The sequence below is a fragment of the Anaerococcus lactolyticus S7-1-13 genome (genome assembly GCF_000758765.1).
In the GTDB taxonomy this organism is placed as follows: Bacteria; Bacillota; Clostridia; order Tissierellales; family Peptoniphilaceae; genus Anaerococcus; species Anaerococcus lactolyticus.
This window is the reverse complement of record NZ_JRMW01000029.1, coordinates 36,151-53,685: the sequence shown is the minus strand read 5'-3', so window position 1 is coordinate 53,685 and position 17,535 is coordinate 36,151. Positions and strand designations below refer to the sequence as shown.

Here is a 17,535-nt window from a genome sequence, read left to right as displayed (position 1 = left end):
CATTTTCTGCTTTGCCTTCTGTTATTGTTGGCTTTGTTTCTGCAGTTTTGTCTAATGCTGCTTCAGCATCTTTCAATGCCTTTAATGCATCATCAATATCTTTTTGTAATGCATTTGGATCTTCTAGAACCTTCTTTGCTTTATCTAAAGCTGTGTCATAGGCATCCTTCTTTGTTTGATCTGCATCCTTGTATTTGTCAGAATTTTTTATTGCATCATTATTATTTTTGTCTACTTCTGCTTTTAAGTCTGTCTTATCAACTGGTGTTGCTTCTCCTGCAGCTGAGTCGTTATTATTAGCATCCTTTGCTTTTGCTGTAACTTTTTCGCCAGCTTTGATCTTGTCTTTTGGAAGTGTTACAACGCCTGTTGCTGGATCTATCGTTATAGAAGTATCTGTTCCTGTTGGTAGTGTCCACGTACCATTGTCACCTTTTGTTGCTGTAAGTGTTTGTGAATTTCCATCTTGGTCTTTGTATTCTATAGTAACACTCTTTGTATCTGCATCTGTTGGTGGTGTTACTTTTACGCTTCCATTGTCTTCAACTTTTACAGCTGGTTTTTCAGGAGCTGTTGTATCATTTGAGTTTGCTGTAGCTTCTGGTGATACTTGTTCTCCAGCTTTTTCTTTTGCTTTTACTTCTTCATTCTTAGATAGCTTGCTAGCAGGAATTGTTACCGTACCAGTTTCTTTGTCTATCTTTATGGATGGATCTGTGTCGCCTGCTAGTGCCCAATTACCATCTGCATCTTTCTTTGCTGTAACTTTTGTTGGATTAGCAGCATCGCCAAATGATATTTCTAGTGTATCAGATTCTTTATTATTTGGTAATACTTTTACACTACCATCAGCTACTGCTTCTACTGTTGGAGCTTTAAGTTTTTCTTCAACTGTATCTTTTTGAGATAGTTGGCCTATCTTTTGGTTTGGCTCTATTCCTAGGGTAACTGTTACAGCTCCGTCATCAGCTACCTCGATTTTTGCATTTTCTGGTAAATTTTGATTTACTTTTTTGACTTCTGCAATAACTTTATCTTTTTCTTCTTTTGTTAGCTTGCTTGCATCAACAACTTCTGTTTTTGCTGGTGCTACTAATTTTATGATTTTATCATCTTTTGTTGCAGCTTCAATTGTTTGACCTGGTTGGAATGTTCCATTTTTAGAATTAGTAATTGGTACTGTTACTGTACCATCATCGTCAACTTGGATTTCTTCATCTGTAAATCCTAGGTCTGGGTTGGCTTTTTTGACTTCATCTCTTACTGCTTGTTTTTCTGCTTCTGTAAGTTTATTAGTGTCACCAACTTTTACTTTGTTTGCTGGAGGATTTAATGTTTTACCATCTCTTGTAAATGGTTTTACTGTGTCTTTACCTTCTAGTTTGCCTGTCTTAGTACCATCTTTAACTGTTACATTACCCTTATCGTCAACTGTAACTTTTGCATCAGCACTTAATTTGCCTTCATTAGCCTTTTTAACTGCTGCAGCTACCTTATCTCTTTCTGCTTGAGTTAAATTAGTTTTATCTTTTACTTCAGTTTTTTCTGGCGCAGTTAAATCAAGAATAGTATCTTTTTGTACAACTGTTTTATCAGCAGGGATAGTACCTACCTTACCACCTTGATTGATTTCAACTGTTCCATCAGGTTTAACAGTGATTTCATTATCTTTGAAGTTTCTATCTGGGTTAGCATCTTTTACTGCTTTCTTAATTGCTGCAATTTCATCAGGCTTTAACTCACCAATCTTATCAACAGGTACTGGTTTTTCAGGTGGGTTGAATTCATTTTTAACTTCTTTTTGTTTAATTGTCTTGTCTGGAGTTAATGTTCCAGTCTTGCCATCTTTTGTGACTGTTACTGTACCGTTTTCAGCTACTGTTACATCAGCTTCTGTTATACCCTTATCTTTGTTTGCTTCAGCTACCGCTTTCTTAACCTTGTCAATTTCATCTGATGTTAATGATTTAGTATCTTTTACTTCAACAGGTGTTGGATCATTTAATTGTAATGGCTCTTTGTCTTTCTTTTCCCAAACTGCATATACAGTCTTAGGTGCAGTTATATTATTTAAAATATTGGCATCTGCTTCTGTAGCATTTTTATCTGCTGCCCAACCCTTGAATATGAATCCATCTCTTGTTGGGTCAGCTGGTTTTGTTACACTTCCACCTTTAACTTTGACATTAGTTGTGTCCTTGCCGTCAGTAAACTTACCTTGGTTTGCATCAAAGGTAACTGTTACATCTTCTGAGTAGATAGCGTAAACTACTAAGTGTTTTGCTATTGGTGTTTCATTAGTAAAGATTTGTTCTTTTGGTAATTTATTAAATTCATCAGCTGTAACAACTGCCTTATTTTCTAGTGCTTGTTTACCTGCCTCAGTAACCCAACCTAAGAAGTTCTTTCCTGCTAGTTTTGGATTTTCTGGGAATTTATCCCCTGTATTGGCCTCAACATTAGCACCCTCAAAACCATTTGCCACATAGCCTTCTTCGCCGTAGAATTTTACGTTATCTGGAACAATTTTTACTGATTTTTTAGTATTATCATCCCACGCACCTTCTGTCGTATCAAACAATACCCTTGTCCTTACTCTTGTTTCGTATAGGTCAGAAGGAAGAGATGATCCGTCAGATGCAGTTGAGACGAATTTCATATCTTTTTTAAGTTCAAGAGTTTTCTCACTCTTATCAACATCTTCATGGTAAAGAAGCATTTTTCTTAAATTTACTGTATATTCATAAGCCCTATATTCTTTGTTATCTCCTTCAAAGTGAGCATCAAAGATATCAGACTTAGGAATAGTAATCATCTTACTTTTATCACCGCCGACTAAATTACCCTTGTCATCGTATTCGTTTTCAGCAGCTTCAACTTTTGCATAAAGTTTTCTATCTTTTCCTTCATAAAGTGTTCTTATCTTACCACCGTCATACTTTGTATAACCAACAAAGCTTGTTGTATCAGTGTTAAACTTAGCATTGTCGGCTGGCAATACTCTTGGATTCTTATAGAAGTCATCTGTTCCATCTGCATAATCGTTTGTAAATATCAATTGGTATGGAGTGTAAAGTGACTTGTTTATAGAAAGTATTGATGACTTATCAGAGGAGTCAGTCCAAGTAAGTTCCTTAACTGTATCTTGAGCTTTTGTTAGAGCTCTATACTTAAACCAAGATTTTCTCTCAACAATTTCTTGTCCATTTTCATCATATGCTTCTACAATAATATCTTTTCCTGGCTCTAATTTTTTTGTATTAATATAGAAATTACCAGCACTTGCTAAAATGGATCTATTTGGTATTCCTGTTAAAACTCCATCAGTATCTTTGTATTGCCAAAAAGTTCCTAGTTTAGGTGTAGTGAAAGTAAGTGACTTTTCTTCTGTTTCACCTTTTAAAGTATATTTTAGCTTAAATGAAGCTCCCCTAGGTTTATCAGTATAAAGGTGCATATTGATATTTCTATCTTTTTGTAAGGTTAGTGTTGCACCACCTTCATTAAGTTTAGTTGCATTATTAATCTCTAAGAAGTTAACTTGGCCTTTATGCTCTTTTGTATAAGGCATGAAAACTCTAAGCTTGTCTCCCGCTTTTACAGTAGCACCTTCTCTTAAATCAAACTTAAATACGCCTTTAGCATATTCTTCGATTTTTTCGATACCTTTGCTACCTGTTATATAGTATGAGTAGTAACCTTGTTGTTTACGAATAATGGCATCATCGTCTCCGAATTGAATCATTATTTGACCACCTTCAGGCATACTTGTTGTATCTATTAAATAAGATTCGCCTTCTTTAGCTACATAGCCACTGTCGTATGTTTTTTCATAGATAGTCCAGCCGTCTGTATTTGGATTAGTCCAACCGGATATCATTGAGTAATTAAGCTTTCTAGTTTTATCGATACCTTGAGTTTTACCTGCAAAGGTATTTTCAAATTCGCCCTTATCTACAACGTAGTCGATAGCTGTGATATAGAAACCTGAAAGCATAACGTGTTGGTCTAGTTTAGGTACGGTAACTACCTTTACACCATCTTTTTTGAATGCTTCTGTGCCGATAACTATATAAGCTAATTTACCATCTTTAGAATAATTTATCTTATCTTTTGGTATACCAACGTTTTTTGTAACTGGAGATAACACTCTTCCATTAGTCAAAACATTAACATAAGCAACATTGCCTTTGCCGTCAGCCTTCATATACTTAACGAGGTTTGCATCAAAAACTTGGGTGAAGGCAATTGGCTGGTCACCAACTGTTTCTCTTACTATGGTATTGGTTTGACCTGTATATTGAGTCCTAATTATACCTAGATTAGACTTATCAGAATATTGCTCTGGATTGGCAATAAATTCAGACATAACAAACTCTTGAGCAGTTGCATTATTGCTATCTGATTGGTAGCCACCTTTAATAAATAGTCTATTTACCTTGTCCTCAAGAGAAACTGATGTTGTCTTGGTATAAGTGGAATAGTCCATGGATGTCTTGCCAGGGGCATAAGCATAGATTCTTTCACCATTAGTATCAGTAAGTCTCATTTGAACGATGTAGTTCTTTTGACCTAATTTTTCAATTGTTACGCCTTCTTTCAAAACTAGGTTGATAGGAAGGTTCTTTCTTTGATTTGTTAAGTCCCCTCTCAATACGCCTAGGTCAACAATTCTCTCCTTGCCGTCATTAAATGGTTCTAGTTTGCCCGTTTTAGCTTCGCTACCTATGGTATTTACTCCAACCATGTAGGACTTGTCGTAGTCGATGTATTGGTCTAGTTCACCGAAATTAAATAGGGCTCTGTACCAAACACCAGTTGCTGCTGAACCTTTTTCCTTGTAAACCATTCTAAGTACGGTTCTACCGTTAGCATCGACAAAGTTACCATCGTAGTCGATGTCGTTCATTTGAACTGGCTCTGATGTAGTAACTCTTACAAGTTTTTGATTATCTTCAACCTTCCAACGAGACTTATCTTTTATTTTATTTTCCCAGTTGGCTTTTTTGTAATAGGTCGCACTACTAGAGGCATCTACAGCGTCTCGGTTTTCGCTACTTGGTGAACCCACCCTATCATTAACAACTGGGTCAGAAATTCCAAGACCAGCATTTTCTTTTTCTGCTATCTTATCCTTAACAAACTTATCAAGGTCGAAATCTTGGCCTAATGTTGCCTTTTCTTCCCTTGCCTTCTTATCAAGTGCAATAATTTCCTCGGCACTATAACCAGCAGACGATAATTTGATTTGTTGGTCAATAGTAAAAATCAAATCAGTGTCAGCAGCTTTCCCACTACTATCTGTTTCACTTACATATCCTGCTTGGCCAGCCTGATCTTCAACTGCGAGTACGCTCTGAGTGCTCAACACAAATGACAAAGACAAAGCTGCCACAAGTATAGTGGATTTTTTGTTATTCATATTACTCTCCTTCGTTTCTGCTCCATTAGTTTTTGATAAATATTATCAGATTTGCAATTTTTTTGCATAATTCATTAATAATACTATATGGTTTTTACAAAATCAATCAAGGTAGTCTTTATAACTAGCACTAAGCAAAAGACGATAAAAAATCCACCCCCAATCTCGGCTAAGGATGCCTTGTCTGTTTGTAATATGTTTATCACGTCAAATATTCTCATCCTTCATAAGCTCCTAGCCTATCGCAAACTCTCTGAAGGAACTCCGATGTTTTAATTAAGAAAAATCGACATTAGCCTTACAAAACCTAAGCCAAAAAACTCCCACAAAAAAAGACCCAAGTTTTCACTTGAGTCTTTAGCCTATTAGAAAAGATTTTCGTCTTTCATTTTTTTGTTAGTAACAAATAGGCCTGTAGCCGCTGTTACGAGTGTTGCAACAACACCACCGAGTGATGAAATATCAGTCTTAGGGTTTCTAGCACCCCTCTTCATCCTAAATGGTCCTGATGCATCTTCCTTGCTCACCTTCCTTGCTAGCTTGTAAATAAGCTTCTTGGCAGGGATAAAGTTTGTAGAGCCGTCAGCATAGATTAAAGTGGCATTGCCCTTATCGTCAACCTTCACATCGACAGCCTTAGGATTAACCTTCTTAATCTTTTCAATTATCTTATCCTTCTCACCATCATCCAAATGATCTGGATCCTTAACACCTGTCTTATCCTTTGGTATAACTGGTGGATTTTCATCAGCTATAGTTGGTTTGCCCTTATCATCATCCCCACTTGGTTCTGGTTGAGGAGTAGGAGTTGGCTCTGGAGTTGGTTCCGGAGTTGGCTCTGGAGTTGGTGTTGGGTCTGGAGTAGGAGTTGGGTCTGGTGTTGGAGTTGGATCTGGTGTAGGAACTGGTGGTGTTGGTGGTTGAGGTTGTTCGCCTGAACCACTATCGTTCTTTGTCCACTTAGCATATAATGTAATATTATCAGTTACTGGTGTTGAAAAATCGTATTTGTTTTCACAAGTAGGCTCTTTATACCATCCACCAAATGTATATCCTTCTGCAGTTGGAGCTGGACTTGGTTCAGTAGCTGTTTGATTTTTTTCTACAGTTTGTGCAGCTGGTGCAGTTCCATGTCCATTCGCATCGAATGTTACTGTGAGAGTTGTTTTTGGTGGTTGTTGAGGATCATTATAGGTATTAGTTACAACTAATCCATTAATACTTGGCTTGTAATTTTGTGGAACGTTTGGTTCTTTTACATAATATTCATATTCTCTACCACTAGGGTCATGTTTTGCAAGATTCTTAAATGTATGAGTTTCCTCATTTCCAGTTAAGTTTGCTGTTGTTGTAAAGGAATCTACTTTTTTATCAATTTCAGTTCCATCTACATTTTTACCCTTTTTCCAAAGTTGAATTTCAGTTGCAGGTTTGCTTCCTCCAACCCATACTTTTTTAACTGTTACTTCTATAATATTTTCATTTTGTGCACCTGGAGTGTTAGGATCAGGAATGATATTTTTATTTGTAACAGTAATAGTTTTCTCTTTACTACTTGCTCCTAATACCACTTTTTGCTCTGAGTATGTTGGAGTATAACCCTTTGCGTCAGTTTCCTCTATCTTATAAGTTCCGTAAGTTAGGCTGTCAAAAGTTTTAGTTTCTCCAGCAGAAAGTTCAAATTCTTGTGAGTAATTGTTTGGTCCTGTTAACTTGAACTTGAATTTTAAAGGTTCAGAGTTAGCGGCACGACTCATTCGTGCAGCTCTTGGAGCTGCTACAGGTTCATTATCAAGAACTTTCTTAATGATTATTTTTCCATCATTAGCTGGTGCTTCCTTCTTTGCTGCCTTGGCTGTAAACTTAGTATCAGCAGTGATTGTTACTGTCCATGGGTTGTCTGTTGCTGTTGTAGCATCATCTTTGTACCATTTTGCATCTTCATATTGGTCGGTTGCTGTATCGTCTAGCTTCTCTGGTGTTACTACAGTTACACCTGCTGCTTGTAATGTTGAGTTTTTGAATACTGCGTGAGTCTTGCCATAGCCTGCATTATCTTTTACATTATCACCCTTTGCTATCTCAACCTTAAATACTAATGGATCACCACCTTCATCTTTTGGTAGTTCAGGGTCGCCTTGATTGATTTCTTGTCCATTTTTAATAAAGTAGCCAGTATATACATCTTTATCAGTTATTGTTGCTGTATCTTCGACTTTTGTTTTCTCAGTTCCCTTGCCCCAATACCAGAATTTGTAACCTGCTTTTTCATCTACTGTAACAGCTTTTTTCACTTTACCAAATGATTTATCTGTTGCAGCTTTCCTTACCATCACAGATACTACTTCTTGATTTGTTTCAGTTCCCTTTGACAAAGTTCCCTTATCAGTTGATTCAGTCTTGAAGGCTACGATGTCATAATCTTTTTTTTCGATTGGATTTCCGTCACTATCAGTAGTTGGCACATTTTTATCACTAGGGTCGGTTGGGTTGGTCTTATCATTTGGGACGTATGGTATTACATCTTTGTCTGATTTCTTTGGATTAACAGTGATTTTCTTTGAAGTATAAGCTGTTAATTCTGTTGGTTGACCGTTATTGTCCTTACCGTTTACCTTTGCTGTGAATGGTTTTTTGTCGTGATCAGTTATTTTTAAAGTTGTATCTTCACTTGGTGTAACAGTTACGCCATAGCCCTTCAACTGATCTTTACCAATCTCAACAGTGTTTCCATTCTTATCTGTAAGCTTAACCTTGATACCGTCATGTTTAGGCTTATCCCCTTCGGTGTAGGTCATCTGTGTTGGGTCTTGGATTATTTCAATACCTGTTATATTATCTTTATCAAAGTTTGCACTTATTGCACTTGCTGTAAAATCTGTATTCTTAGTTATAGTTTGATCCCAAGGATTATTTACATTCCATTTTGGATCTTTGAAGTTATTATTTAATACAGCAGGTGTTGGGAATTTTTCTTTTGCTAATTTGCTATCTTTAAATACTGCATAAGATTTTCCGTAAAGATTATCAGCTGCTATACTATTCTCATCACGAAGGACTTTTACTTCAAAAGTTCCGTCTGGTAATTTTGTACCAGGTGTGATTTCTTGTCCATCTGTGATGAATTGAGCTGTGTAGACCTTGCCATTTTCTACTGTTGCTGTCTTAGCAGGAATTGCAGGGTCATAGCCATTTGCCTTGGTTGTAGTTGCATCATTTACATTTATTGTTGGTGCACTTACCTTTGCCCAAGTACTTCCTTTTTTAACTAGGACTGAGATGACTTGTTCTTTATCTTTATCTCCTAGTGTTAAGCTTCCCTTTGTTTTGTCATCGTCTGCAACCTTGAAGGCTATGATGTCATATTGGGTCTTGTCGATTGTATGTCCGTCACCATCTTTTTTCGGAACATTATCATCATTAGGGTCGGTTGGGTGTTCCTTATCCTTTGGAACGTATGGGATTACATCCTTGTCTGATTTTTTTGGATTAACAGTGATATTTGTTTTTGTTTTGTCTGTTAATGGATTTCCGTCTTTGTCATTTACAGATGCTTTGAATGGTTGACCGTTGTGGTCTTTTATTGTTAAAGGTGTATCTTCACTTGGTGTAACAGTTACGCCGTAAGTTCCTAAATCATCTTTACCAATCTCAACAGTGTTTCCATTCTTGTCTGTAAGCTTAACCTTGATACCGTCATGTTTAGGCTTATCACCTTCGGTGTAGGTCATTGTATCAGGGTCTTTAGTTATTTCAATCTTTGCAATATTTGTTTTATCAAATTTCGCATTTGTTGCAGTCGCAGTGTAGGTTGTTTCTGCTGTGATTTTCTTATTCTCTGGTGACCAATTTACAGGTACCTTATATCCTGTATCTGGTTCAGCTTTTGGATAATCTGTGGCAACATCTAATGTCTCATTCTTCTTAACTAGGATTGTCTTTACTGTTACAGGGTTTGCTTTATCTCCTTTTGTGGTACCGAGTTTTGTACCCTCACCAAGTTTGAAGATAACATTAAAACCTGTTGGATTTCCATCTTCATCTTTTGGAACTGGGAAATCTTTGTTGTCGTCATTGATTTCTTCCTTATTTGCTCTAACAAATAGGTTTTGGTTTTCAACTTCAATTACAGATGGATTTTCTGTTGTATTATCTGCGAATTCCACCTTTAATGTACCTGTTTGTTTGCCTAATTTTGTATTAGACCTTTCTGGTGTGGTAGCGTCTGTTACTGTCGCATTTTTCAATAAATTTTCTAATTCAATCTTTTGGTCTTGTGTGAATGTCTTTGATGTGTCATAATTAATAGCCACACCCTTAGACCATTTGATTGCATCACCACTCCAGATAGAAATGTCTACTGGCTTTAGTCCACCTGCATCTTCAATTAATTGCTTAGCGTTTTTCTTTGTAGCGCTTGCTTTGAAGGTGAAGGTTTTGCTTGTTTTATTGTAAGCTGTTGTATTAGTTGTGTCTACTTTTGCATTTTCTTTTGCTGGTGTCCAGGTTACTGTTTGATAGCCTGTTTCTGGTTTAGCTTTTGGGAATTTCTCACTATCCACTGTGTCGCCATCAGCGTACATTAGTGGTTTGAGGTTTTCGAACTCAGCTTTCTTAATAGATGTTTCATCTCTTGTGAATTCTACAAAGATTGTGCCTTCTGGGACTGGAGTTTCTCCTTCTCCGTTTCCTGGCTTATCTGGTGATTTGTCGCCCTTATCATAGACATGGAGGGTTTGTTTGATGTTTGTATCTACTGGATTCTTTGTATCATCAACAACATAGACCGAACCGTCCTTGAAGGTTACCTTTAGGGTTCCTTTTTTCTCCCCTTTTTCAGTTGTTGTTCTTACTGGGTTTGTTGTATCTTCAACTGTAGCATCTGCTAAGGCTTCATCAATTTTTGCTTTTTTATCAGTATCAGTTGTGTTTGCAGCAACGCCCTTCTTCCAGAAGTCGCCTTCTGTGCTTGTACCTTTCCAAACACCAAAGTCCACACCCTTAAGACCACCAAGTTCTTTGATCAAATCTGCTGTGGTTTTATATTTTGCGTTGTATTCTTTAGTTCCTACACCCTCTGTATCTGCAGGGATTTCTGGATTCCATTTTAAGAATGGTTTTGCATCGTTTTTATTATCTTTATCATCTAGGGAGTATGGTTTTAGTTTGTCTATTTCTGCTTTTAATTTAGCATTACCGTATTTAAGCCCTTGCTTTACGTCGATATATTTTTTCTTTGTTCCTTCGCTGTCAAAACGACCTAAGGTTTGTGTTTTGCCTTCTTCTACTTTTTCGTCTGCAATAAATGTCAAACGAACGTAGCCAGTTGGAACGTCTACAGGCTGAGTTGGATCATCGTCTTTCATTGGTGGGATTGCTACATCTGCTTGGTAGGTAAGACTTACAACAGGTTGGTAATCATGCGCTTGTCCATTTTTTTCATGTTTTACGTGGTGAATCTTATATTTATAGTTTTTAGCTGATGCTCCACCACCAAAAGTGTAATCGCCTGATATCGCATCATTTATTGTAAAGCTTAATTTTTCTACAGCATTTAGGTTATCAGTTGTTAAAGCCTCAGATAAATTATCAGCTGTATCAGAATCTATATCTTCCTCAACCTTATCTAAATCTCTTAAATTTATTACTTTATCAGCCTTTGGAAGGTCAAACTCAACTCCATCACCAAGGTTTAATTTTAGTTTTGGTGCTGTGTCAGTAGCTACTGGTAAATCTTTTGCTAATTTCTTTCCATAGATATCAAGATATTCAACCTTTAAATCTGTGTTTGGAAGTTCATAAACTGTTAGATTAAGTTCAAGTACATTATTATTTGGTTTTGTACTTGGTGATACATATGTCGCCCTAACATCGTAATTTCCATTAAAGTCTGTCTTTAATTGAAATCCTTTTGCATTTGCAGCATACAAAGGCCAATCACTATAATTTGTAATTTTAGTTTGTCCTTCGCTAAAGGTCATCTCTCCAACTTCTACAAATTTGTTACTATTATCGGTATAACCAAGAGTTACCTTAAATTCACTATTATTAAATACTTTCCAATCAAAATTTCCATTATTTAAACCTTTAGTTGTAAGATTGACGATTGTATTTGCATCCTGTGTGCTAGGCGCCCTATCTGAAAATAGCGAACGGCGTGAGCGTCTCAAAGTTTTCTTTGCTTGAGTATTAATGGCAATATTTTCAATTTTTTCTTTGTCTATAGTAAATACTTTTTGGTTTCCCCTTACTTCGCCCTTTAGGTCTTCTGATGATGCTAGGGCAGGTTTTGCTGTTGCTAGCAAAGCACCGAACACTGGGAAGAACATTAGGAAAGCAAGTAGGAATGACAAAAGCCTATTACTTTTTATTTTCATAATTTCTCCTTCATTATTTCGCCAAAGGCTCAAAGAGCCTTGGCATTAAATAATTATTCTACAAATATATCAAAGGTATTTGATGTATATTTTCCTTCAGCTGCAACTTTTTCAGAATTTACTCTGATGATGTCGCCTTTCTTTAGTCTGTAGTTTTTATTTGAATCGGCTTTCTGTTTTAATTCAAGTGGAACATATGCCCCATTTGTTTGAACTATAGCCTCACCTGTTGCTACTTCTTCCATACCCTTGTAAACTACGACTTTGACTGTCACTCCGTCCATATCAGAAGTCACTGACAATTTCCTGCTTCTTACATAGAAGTCTTTTACATAGGCATTGCATACTAGAGTTGGTTTATAGTCAACTTTGTATCTCTTTGTATTGCCAAATTCATCTTCTGCTACGATTGTAATGTCAGGTGTGTCACCCTTACGAACAATTGTGCTTAGGAAGTCTTTTAGTTTTACCTCGTCCTTTACAACATTTACTTCTGGGGTGAATGTTTCTGTTGTGCCGTCAGTGTATTTAACTTCAAGGGTGACATTTCTGCCCTTGGTTACTTCGTCAAGAGTTCCTGTGACGTCAATGTATCTTCTGAATTTTTCATCTTCAGTCTTTACTGTTGGAGCTGGTGCCCTAAGGTCGATTTTTACATAACGTCTGTTTAGGTCAATAGCTTTGTTTGAGAATGAATCGGTGAAATTGCCTGTAATTCCTCCCAAGGTATCCATAGTTTGAGTTGAAGCACTTGTGTGAAGTCCTGCTTGTCTAGAGACAATTCTCACTATGTCCCCGTCTTCAACACCGTTTGGATTAGTGTCAGATTTTGGTTCAAGGACTATGGTCTTGGCGTCTCCAAGCTTATCCTTTCCTTGCATAGTGTACTTAGATGTGTCTGCTATGTTAACCCATTTGTTATTGTTCTTATCCCACTTTTGAGCAATGTATTCTGAACCGTTCCAGTCCTCTGTGTAATCTCCATTTTGAGCATCATTTTTCTTTTCTGTGAATTTTGACTCAATATTAGTCCATTCATCATCAGTCCAGAATCTTTCAGCCCAGTCATATTGTTCTTTTTTAGTACCAACTGCTGGTTTGTTAAGAAGTGGGTTTGGTATAGCAAATTTAATAACAGGTTTAATAGTTTTGTTTTCGCCTGTGCCTTCTTCTACATTGTCAACTTGGCTAATACCATAAACTGGGGCAGCTGTACCTCTCTTGTTGATGTCGATTTCGCCTTCGTCACCGTCTTTTTCAAGAGTGGCTTTCTTTATAGTGTATTTTGCAATTATCTTCTTGCCAGCCTTATCGCTTAGGGTGTTACCATCTTTAAACTCACCTACAATTAGTCTGTCGGCATACTTTCCTTCGCCGACTTTTGCAGTTAAGCCGCCGCCAGTGTATGTTCCATCATCTTGTTTTTCAAGGACTATTTCTGAGCCACCCGCTATCTTTAGTTTTATCTTTTGGATGTTTGCGTTCTTTTCAGCTTCTGCCCATTTAAGTTTGATGGTCTTATCTGTGTTAAATACGTTATCAATAGCTGGTTTTGGTATTTCAATTGGTGTAGATGTGTTCCAAATTGTGTAGCCTACTACTTCTCTTCCAGCTGAGCCCCTTCTTTCAGTTTCTGCATTTCTTGATGTTGCAGAACTGTAGGCATCAACTCCTATATTGAAGGCCTGGCTCTTTGCTACTGGGTCGCCATAAGGGTTGCCTGCATTGCGGTGGAGGTTCTTAGGTGCCTTTTCGTCAACATATACTGAACCGTCAGTATTATTCAATCTAAGGAAGGTCTTTAGACCTAGGGTGCCCCAGTTAGGTACTGAAAAGTGTTCATATTTTTCTTTTAGTTCGTCTGTAACAACTACTGATACATAAGACTTCCTTTGACCCAATTCATCAAAGCCTGGTAGACTCCATTTCAAATCTTGGTCTTGTCCGTTCCATGCCCTTAGTCCACCCTTGAATGGGTAGTAGTTGGCGTTTTGGTGAACTGTTGGCTTGCCGAAAGGTGTAACCGCTGTTCTGGTTAATAGACCAATATTAGCTGGCTTTATCCTTGCTGCTGCTACATCAACCTTGTAATCACCTTCATTTTTATTAGTAACACTATCATCATCAGCTTGTCCAAACTTTGTAAGGTCGATATTTTTGTATGAAGCCTTAACAGTTATATCATAGTATGGTCTGTAGTTTGCGTATAAGTGGACATCTTTACCTTTTTCAAATGCTTCTTGAATTAAAGTTTTTGTATTATCCACATCGTTACCATCTAGGATATCTTCAGGAGCGATTGCAAGGTTATAGCCATTTGGTACATAGTATGATGTTGGTTTAGTCTGAAGATCTTTAATCCACTCTGTTTTTAGTGGAATTCTTTTTGTGCCATTAGCTACTAAGCCGTTTTCTAGCTCGCCTACTCTTTCGTTTGCAGATCCTGCAATAAAGTTATTAGTATCAGGTCTAGTTAAAGATCCATTTTGATATGATCCAAGAGTCCAGCCGATAAAGGTGTATTCCTTATTTGAATCTTGGTCAGTGCCTTTCTTAAAGAATTTCTTTAGCTTGCTATCAGTAATTTTATTTACATCTTCAGCTTCGCTTGTGTAAGGCACTTTTGGTAATTGTTTTATAACTAATTTACCTTTTTTCGCTTTATAGGTTGCTGCTGTTGTTGCATCTAAGATGCTATCTGTCCTATCAAGGTCATCTACTGTTACAGGAACCTTGTATATAACTTCATCCTTAGGGTCAGCTGTGTTGTTTGAGTGAAGGATGATATTAATTCCGTCGCCATAAACTGCATATACAGTTCTATTTTTATCGATTGGTGATTTTTCATCAAAGATATAGGCTTCTTTTTCAGCTTTTTCCCAATCTTTCACATCACGAACAATCTTATCTGCCTTGTCATTTTGGTCTTTAGAATCTAGCAACTTATAATATTGATCCGCTGCTGATACTTTTTCGCCATTTTCTTCTTTGTCTTCAAGCTTAACTGTAGTCCAGCCTAATAACCTCTTTCCTTGTGGTACGTCTATATCATATTTATCAGGCATTTGTCTTAGTTTGAGGGCTGCTAATTCTTTTTTAGCATCAGGATTAGTATCTTCTATATCATAAGTTTTACCATCGTGGTTAAGGACGTTAACAAACTCTCTGTCTACATTTTTGCCGTCAATATTTTCGGTCACCTTAACTATTGGGGTATTTTGATCTTTTTTAACATTGTCATCGTTAAAACCACTTGGTTTGTAGTTTTTATTTTCTGCCCCACTAGCTTGTTCTACAGTCTTTTTGTCAGCCGCTAGCTTGTCAATAACATAATTTGTATATTCTTTACTTAGTGGAGCGATTTTTTCGATTACATCTTTATTTTCTTTTGATTTTACTCCATTAAGGTCAAAGTTTACCTTGGCTTGTACTTGTTCAACTACAGCCGGTCTTGAACTTTCTGCCAATACTTCCACGTTTGTATTTGTAAATAGGATTGGCATGTCCCTCTTTAATTCTGGCATAGTAAATGTTCTTGCTGTTTTGCCATCTTTTTCAAGTCCTGGGAGCTTTGTATCAAATTCATAACCCTTTGTCTTTACCTTATTAACTACAACATCAATTCTTGTATCGCCATTACTGTTGTTTTTTCCTGGTTTGGCTATGATTGTTTGAACAGAATCGCCAGCTTTTATAGCAATTTCTGCATTCTTATAAGCAGTTCTACCACTAATGTTTTTATCCTCCAAGAAGATCTCATCAACATCTGGTTTGTGGAAGGTGGTTGCTACAGCACCTGCAGAAAATGTTGCTTGCCAGTCAAAGGTGATTGGGCTCTTATCTAATGTATAAGAAGCCTTGTATGAGTTAGCTTTATTCTTGTTAAAGTAAATTGTTGCGTCGCCACCATCTGGATAGTTTGTGTAGAGGGTTAGTTTTGTGCCTGCCTTTAGCTTCATATCCATACCATTTTGGACGGTGTATTCATAAAACTTTCCGCTACCATTATGTCTAAAGTTAGAAGCGAGGAATAAATCTGTATCATCACCTTTAACTGTGATACGCATTTCTCTATTTCTTGGTCTGGCTCCGTCTTGTAAGATACCCCCACCATATGGAGTTTTAAAATCTATATAAATTTTATCTCCACTATTCAATGTGACATCGCTATCTAAGGTGTATTCATATTTGTATTGACCTGCCTCATTATCTGAAATTATAGCTGAATAGAATGGGAAGTACTGTAGTCCATCGTCTTCTTTAAATAACTTATCTACTTTTTTAGGGTCTACATAGTAACGAACTGTAGTACCTTGACCGTTATTTAAAAGAGATTCTACACCATCCATCCATGAATCAAGAGGTTGTAATGTTGTTTTATTTGTTTTTATACCTTGTTGATCTTGGAAGGATGTATCAAAACCTGGACCTGCGATTTGTATAAATTTAAGGTTAGTACCAGGAATCTCGTTAACATTCTTTTCAAATACAGGAACAGCACCTGTGATTGTTGGATTGCCATTTGCATCTAATCTTCCCGCAGTTGGTAGTCCATTATTAGATGTTGAAAATACGTGGGCTATGACATCTTCACCATTTATTTTCCTTGGCTTTAATATGTCAAAAAATCTTCCATCAACTGTCTGCCTATAACCTAGGTGTCTACCATATAGGTCGTTAGTTGTGATAGCTACCTTGTTATATCTGTGTCTAACTTCTATGTAGCCCTTTTCTTTATTAAATTCTACTGTTGAACCTGAAGCTCTGAAGGCCCTATCGGTAGTAGCAGAATTACGGATTTCTTTTAATAAATGTTGCTCATAGTCATGTTTGATAGGAATAACATTTGAGAAGGTGTATGAAGAATAGTTTCCCTTTCCTGTTCCAGCGTCTGTATAACAAGCAACTTGGGTCTCGCTCCTATCTAACATCCTTATTTGAACAAGGGGTTCATCACCTATTGATTTAATAGTCTCGTCTTGTTTTAAAACCAAGTTGATTGGTACTTCGTTGGTTGCGGCAGTTGCTCCTGTATTGCCATTATCAGCAATATTTACCATCTTAACGTTGGTTGTACCTACATCAGTAATGCTCTTATCTTGAAATTTTGTTATTGTCTTGTAGTTAAGGTCGTCATTGTACCAACCTGTTGAAGATCCGGCTGATACTCCCTTATAAATACCTGTAGAAGGATCAGACCAATCAACCTTGTTGTTGAAACTATCTTCTAGTTTCATATGCATGACATGCCATACACCAGTACCGACTTTATCAAACTTTCTCATAGCAAGTCTGATTACAGTTCTTCCGTCTGGTCTTACAAAATAACCACCGTAGGATATCATTGGGTTTTTCATTGGCTCGGCTAAAGTAGATACTTCTGTTAACCATTGGGCTCTAGCTAAAGGCCAAAAGTTCTTGTCTTTAAAATTTGGCTCTTTTAATTGCCAATCTGTTGTAAGAATTTCATCTTTACCTGGAGCCTTATAGGTTTCAGCAAGTACATTCCCCGTACTTGGTGCTAGCATGGCGACTGCTAGTAGGGATCCTAGTAGGCGCCTTTTCATTTTTTTATTTTTCATAATCACTCCTGTATTATTTATACATTTATCAATGCACATTATTCCTCCATAATTATATCACAATGCCTTTAGATTCTCAAATTTTCAGGCTTATTTTTTCAATTAAAGCGGTAAATATTCAAGTTAATTTTACAGCTCGGGTTTTTTTGTTAAT

General features: G+C 36.9%; 3 protein-coding genes. All 3 read right to left on the bottom strand.

The window, feature by feature from the left end:
- On the bottom strand, positions 1-5,422 hold a 5,422-nt coding region (locus HMPREF1630_RS03780), incomplete at its 3' end, for an InlB B-repeat-containing protein (RefSeq protein WP_052039357.1).
- A gap of 365 nt (positions 5,423-5,787) precedes the next feature.
- Entirely contained in the window at positions 5,788-11,799 is a 6,012-nt protein-coding gene (locus HMPREF1630_RS03775; RefSeq protein ID WP_037327181.1) for an InlB B-repeat-containing protein, read from the bottom strand.
- A gap of 53 nt (positions 11,800-11,852) precedes the next feature.
- Positions 11,853-17,381, bottom strand: coding sequence for a hypothetical protein (locus HMPREF1630_RS03770; protein ID WP_037327178.1), 5,529 nt, complete (start codon positions 17,379-17,381; stop codon positions 11,853-11,855).
- Between the last annotated feature and the right edge of the window lie 154 nt (positions 17,382-17,535).

What these genes read in the sequence shown, in the direction of transcription:
- HMPREF1630_RS03775 (WP_037327181.1), bottom strand. Translation starts at nt 11,799, where the DNA reads ATGAAAATAAAAAGTAATAGGCTTTTGTCATTCCTACTTGCTTTCCTA.
- HMPREF1630_RS03770 (WP_037327178.1), bottom strand. Translation starts at nt 17,381, where the DNA reads ATGAAAAATAAAAAAATGAAAAGGCGCCTACTAGGATCCCTACTAGCA.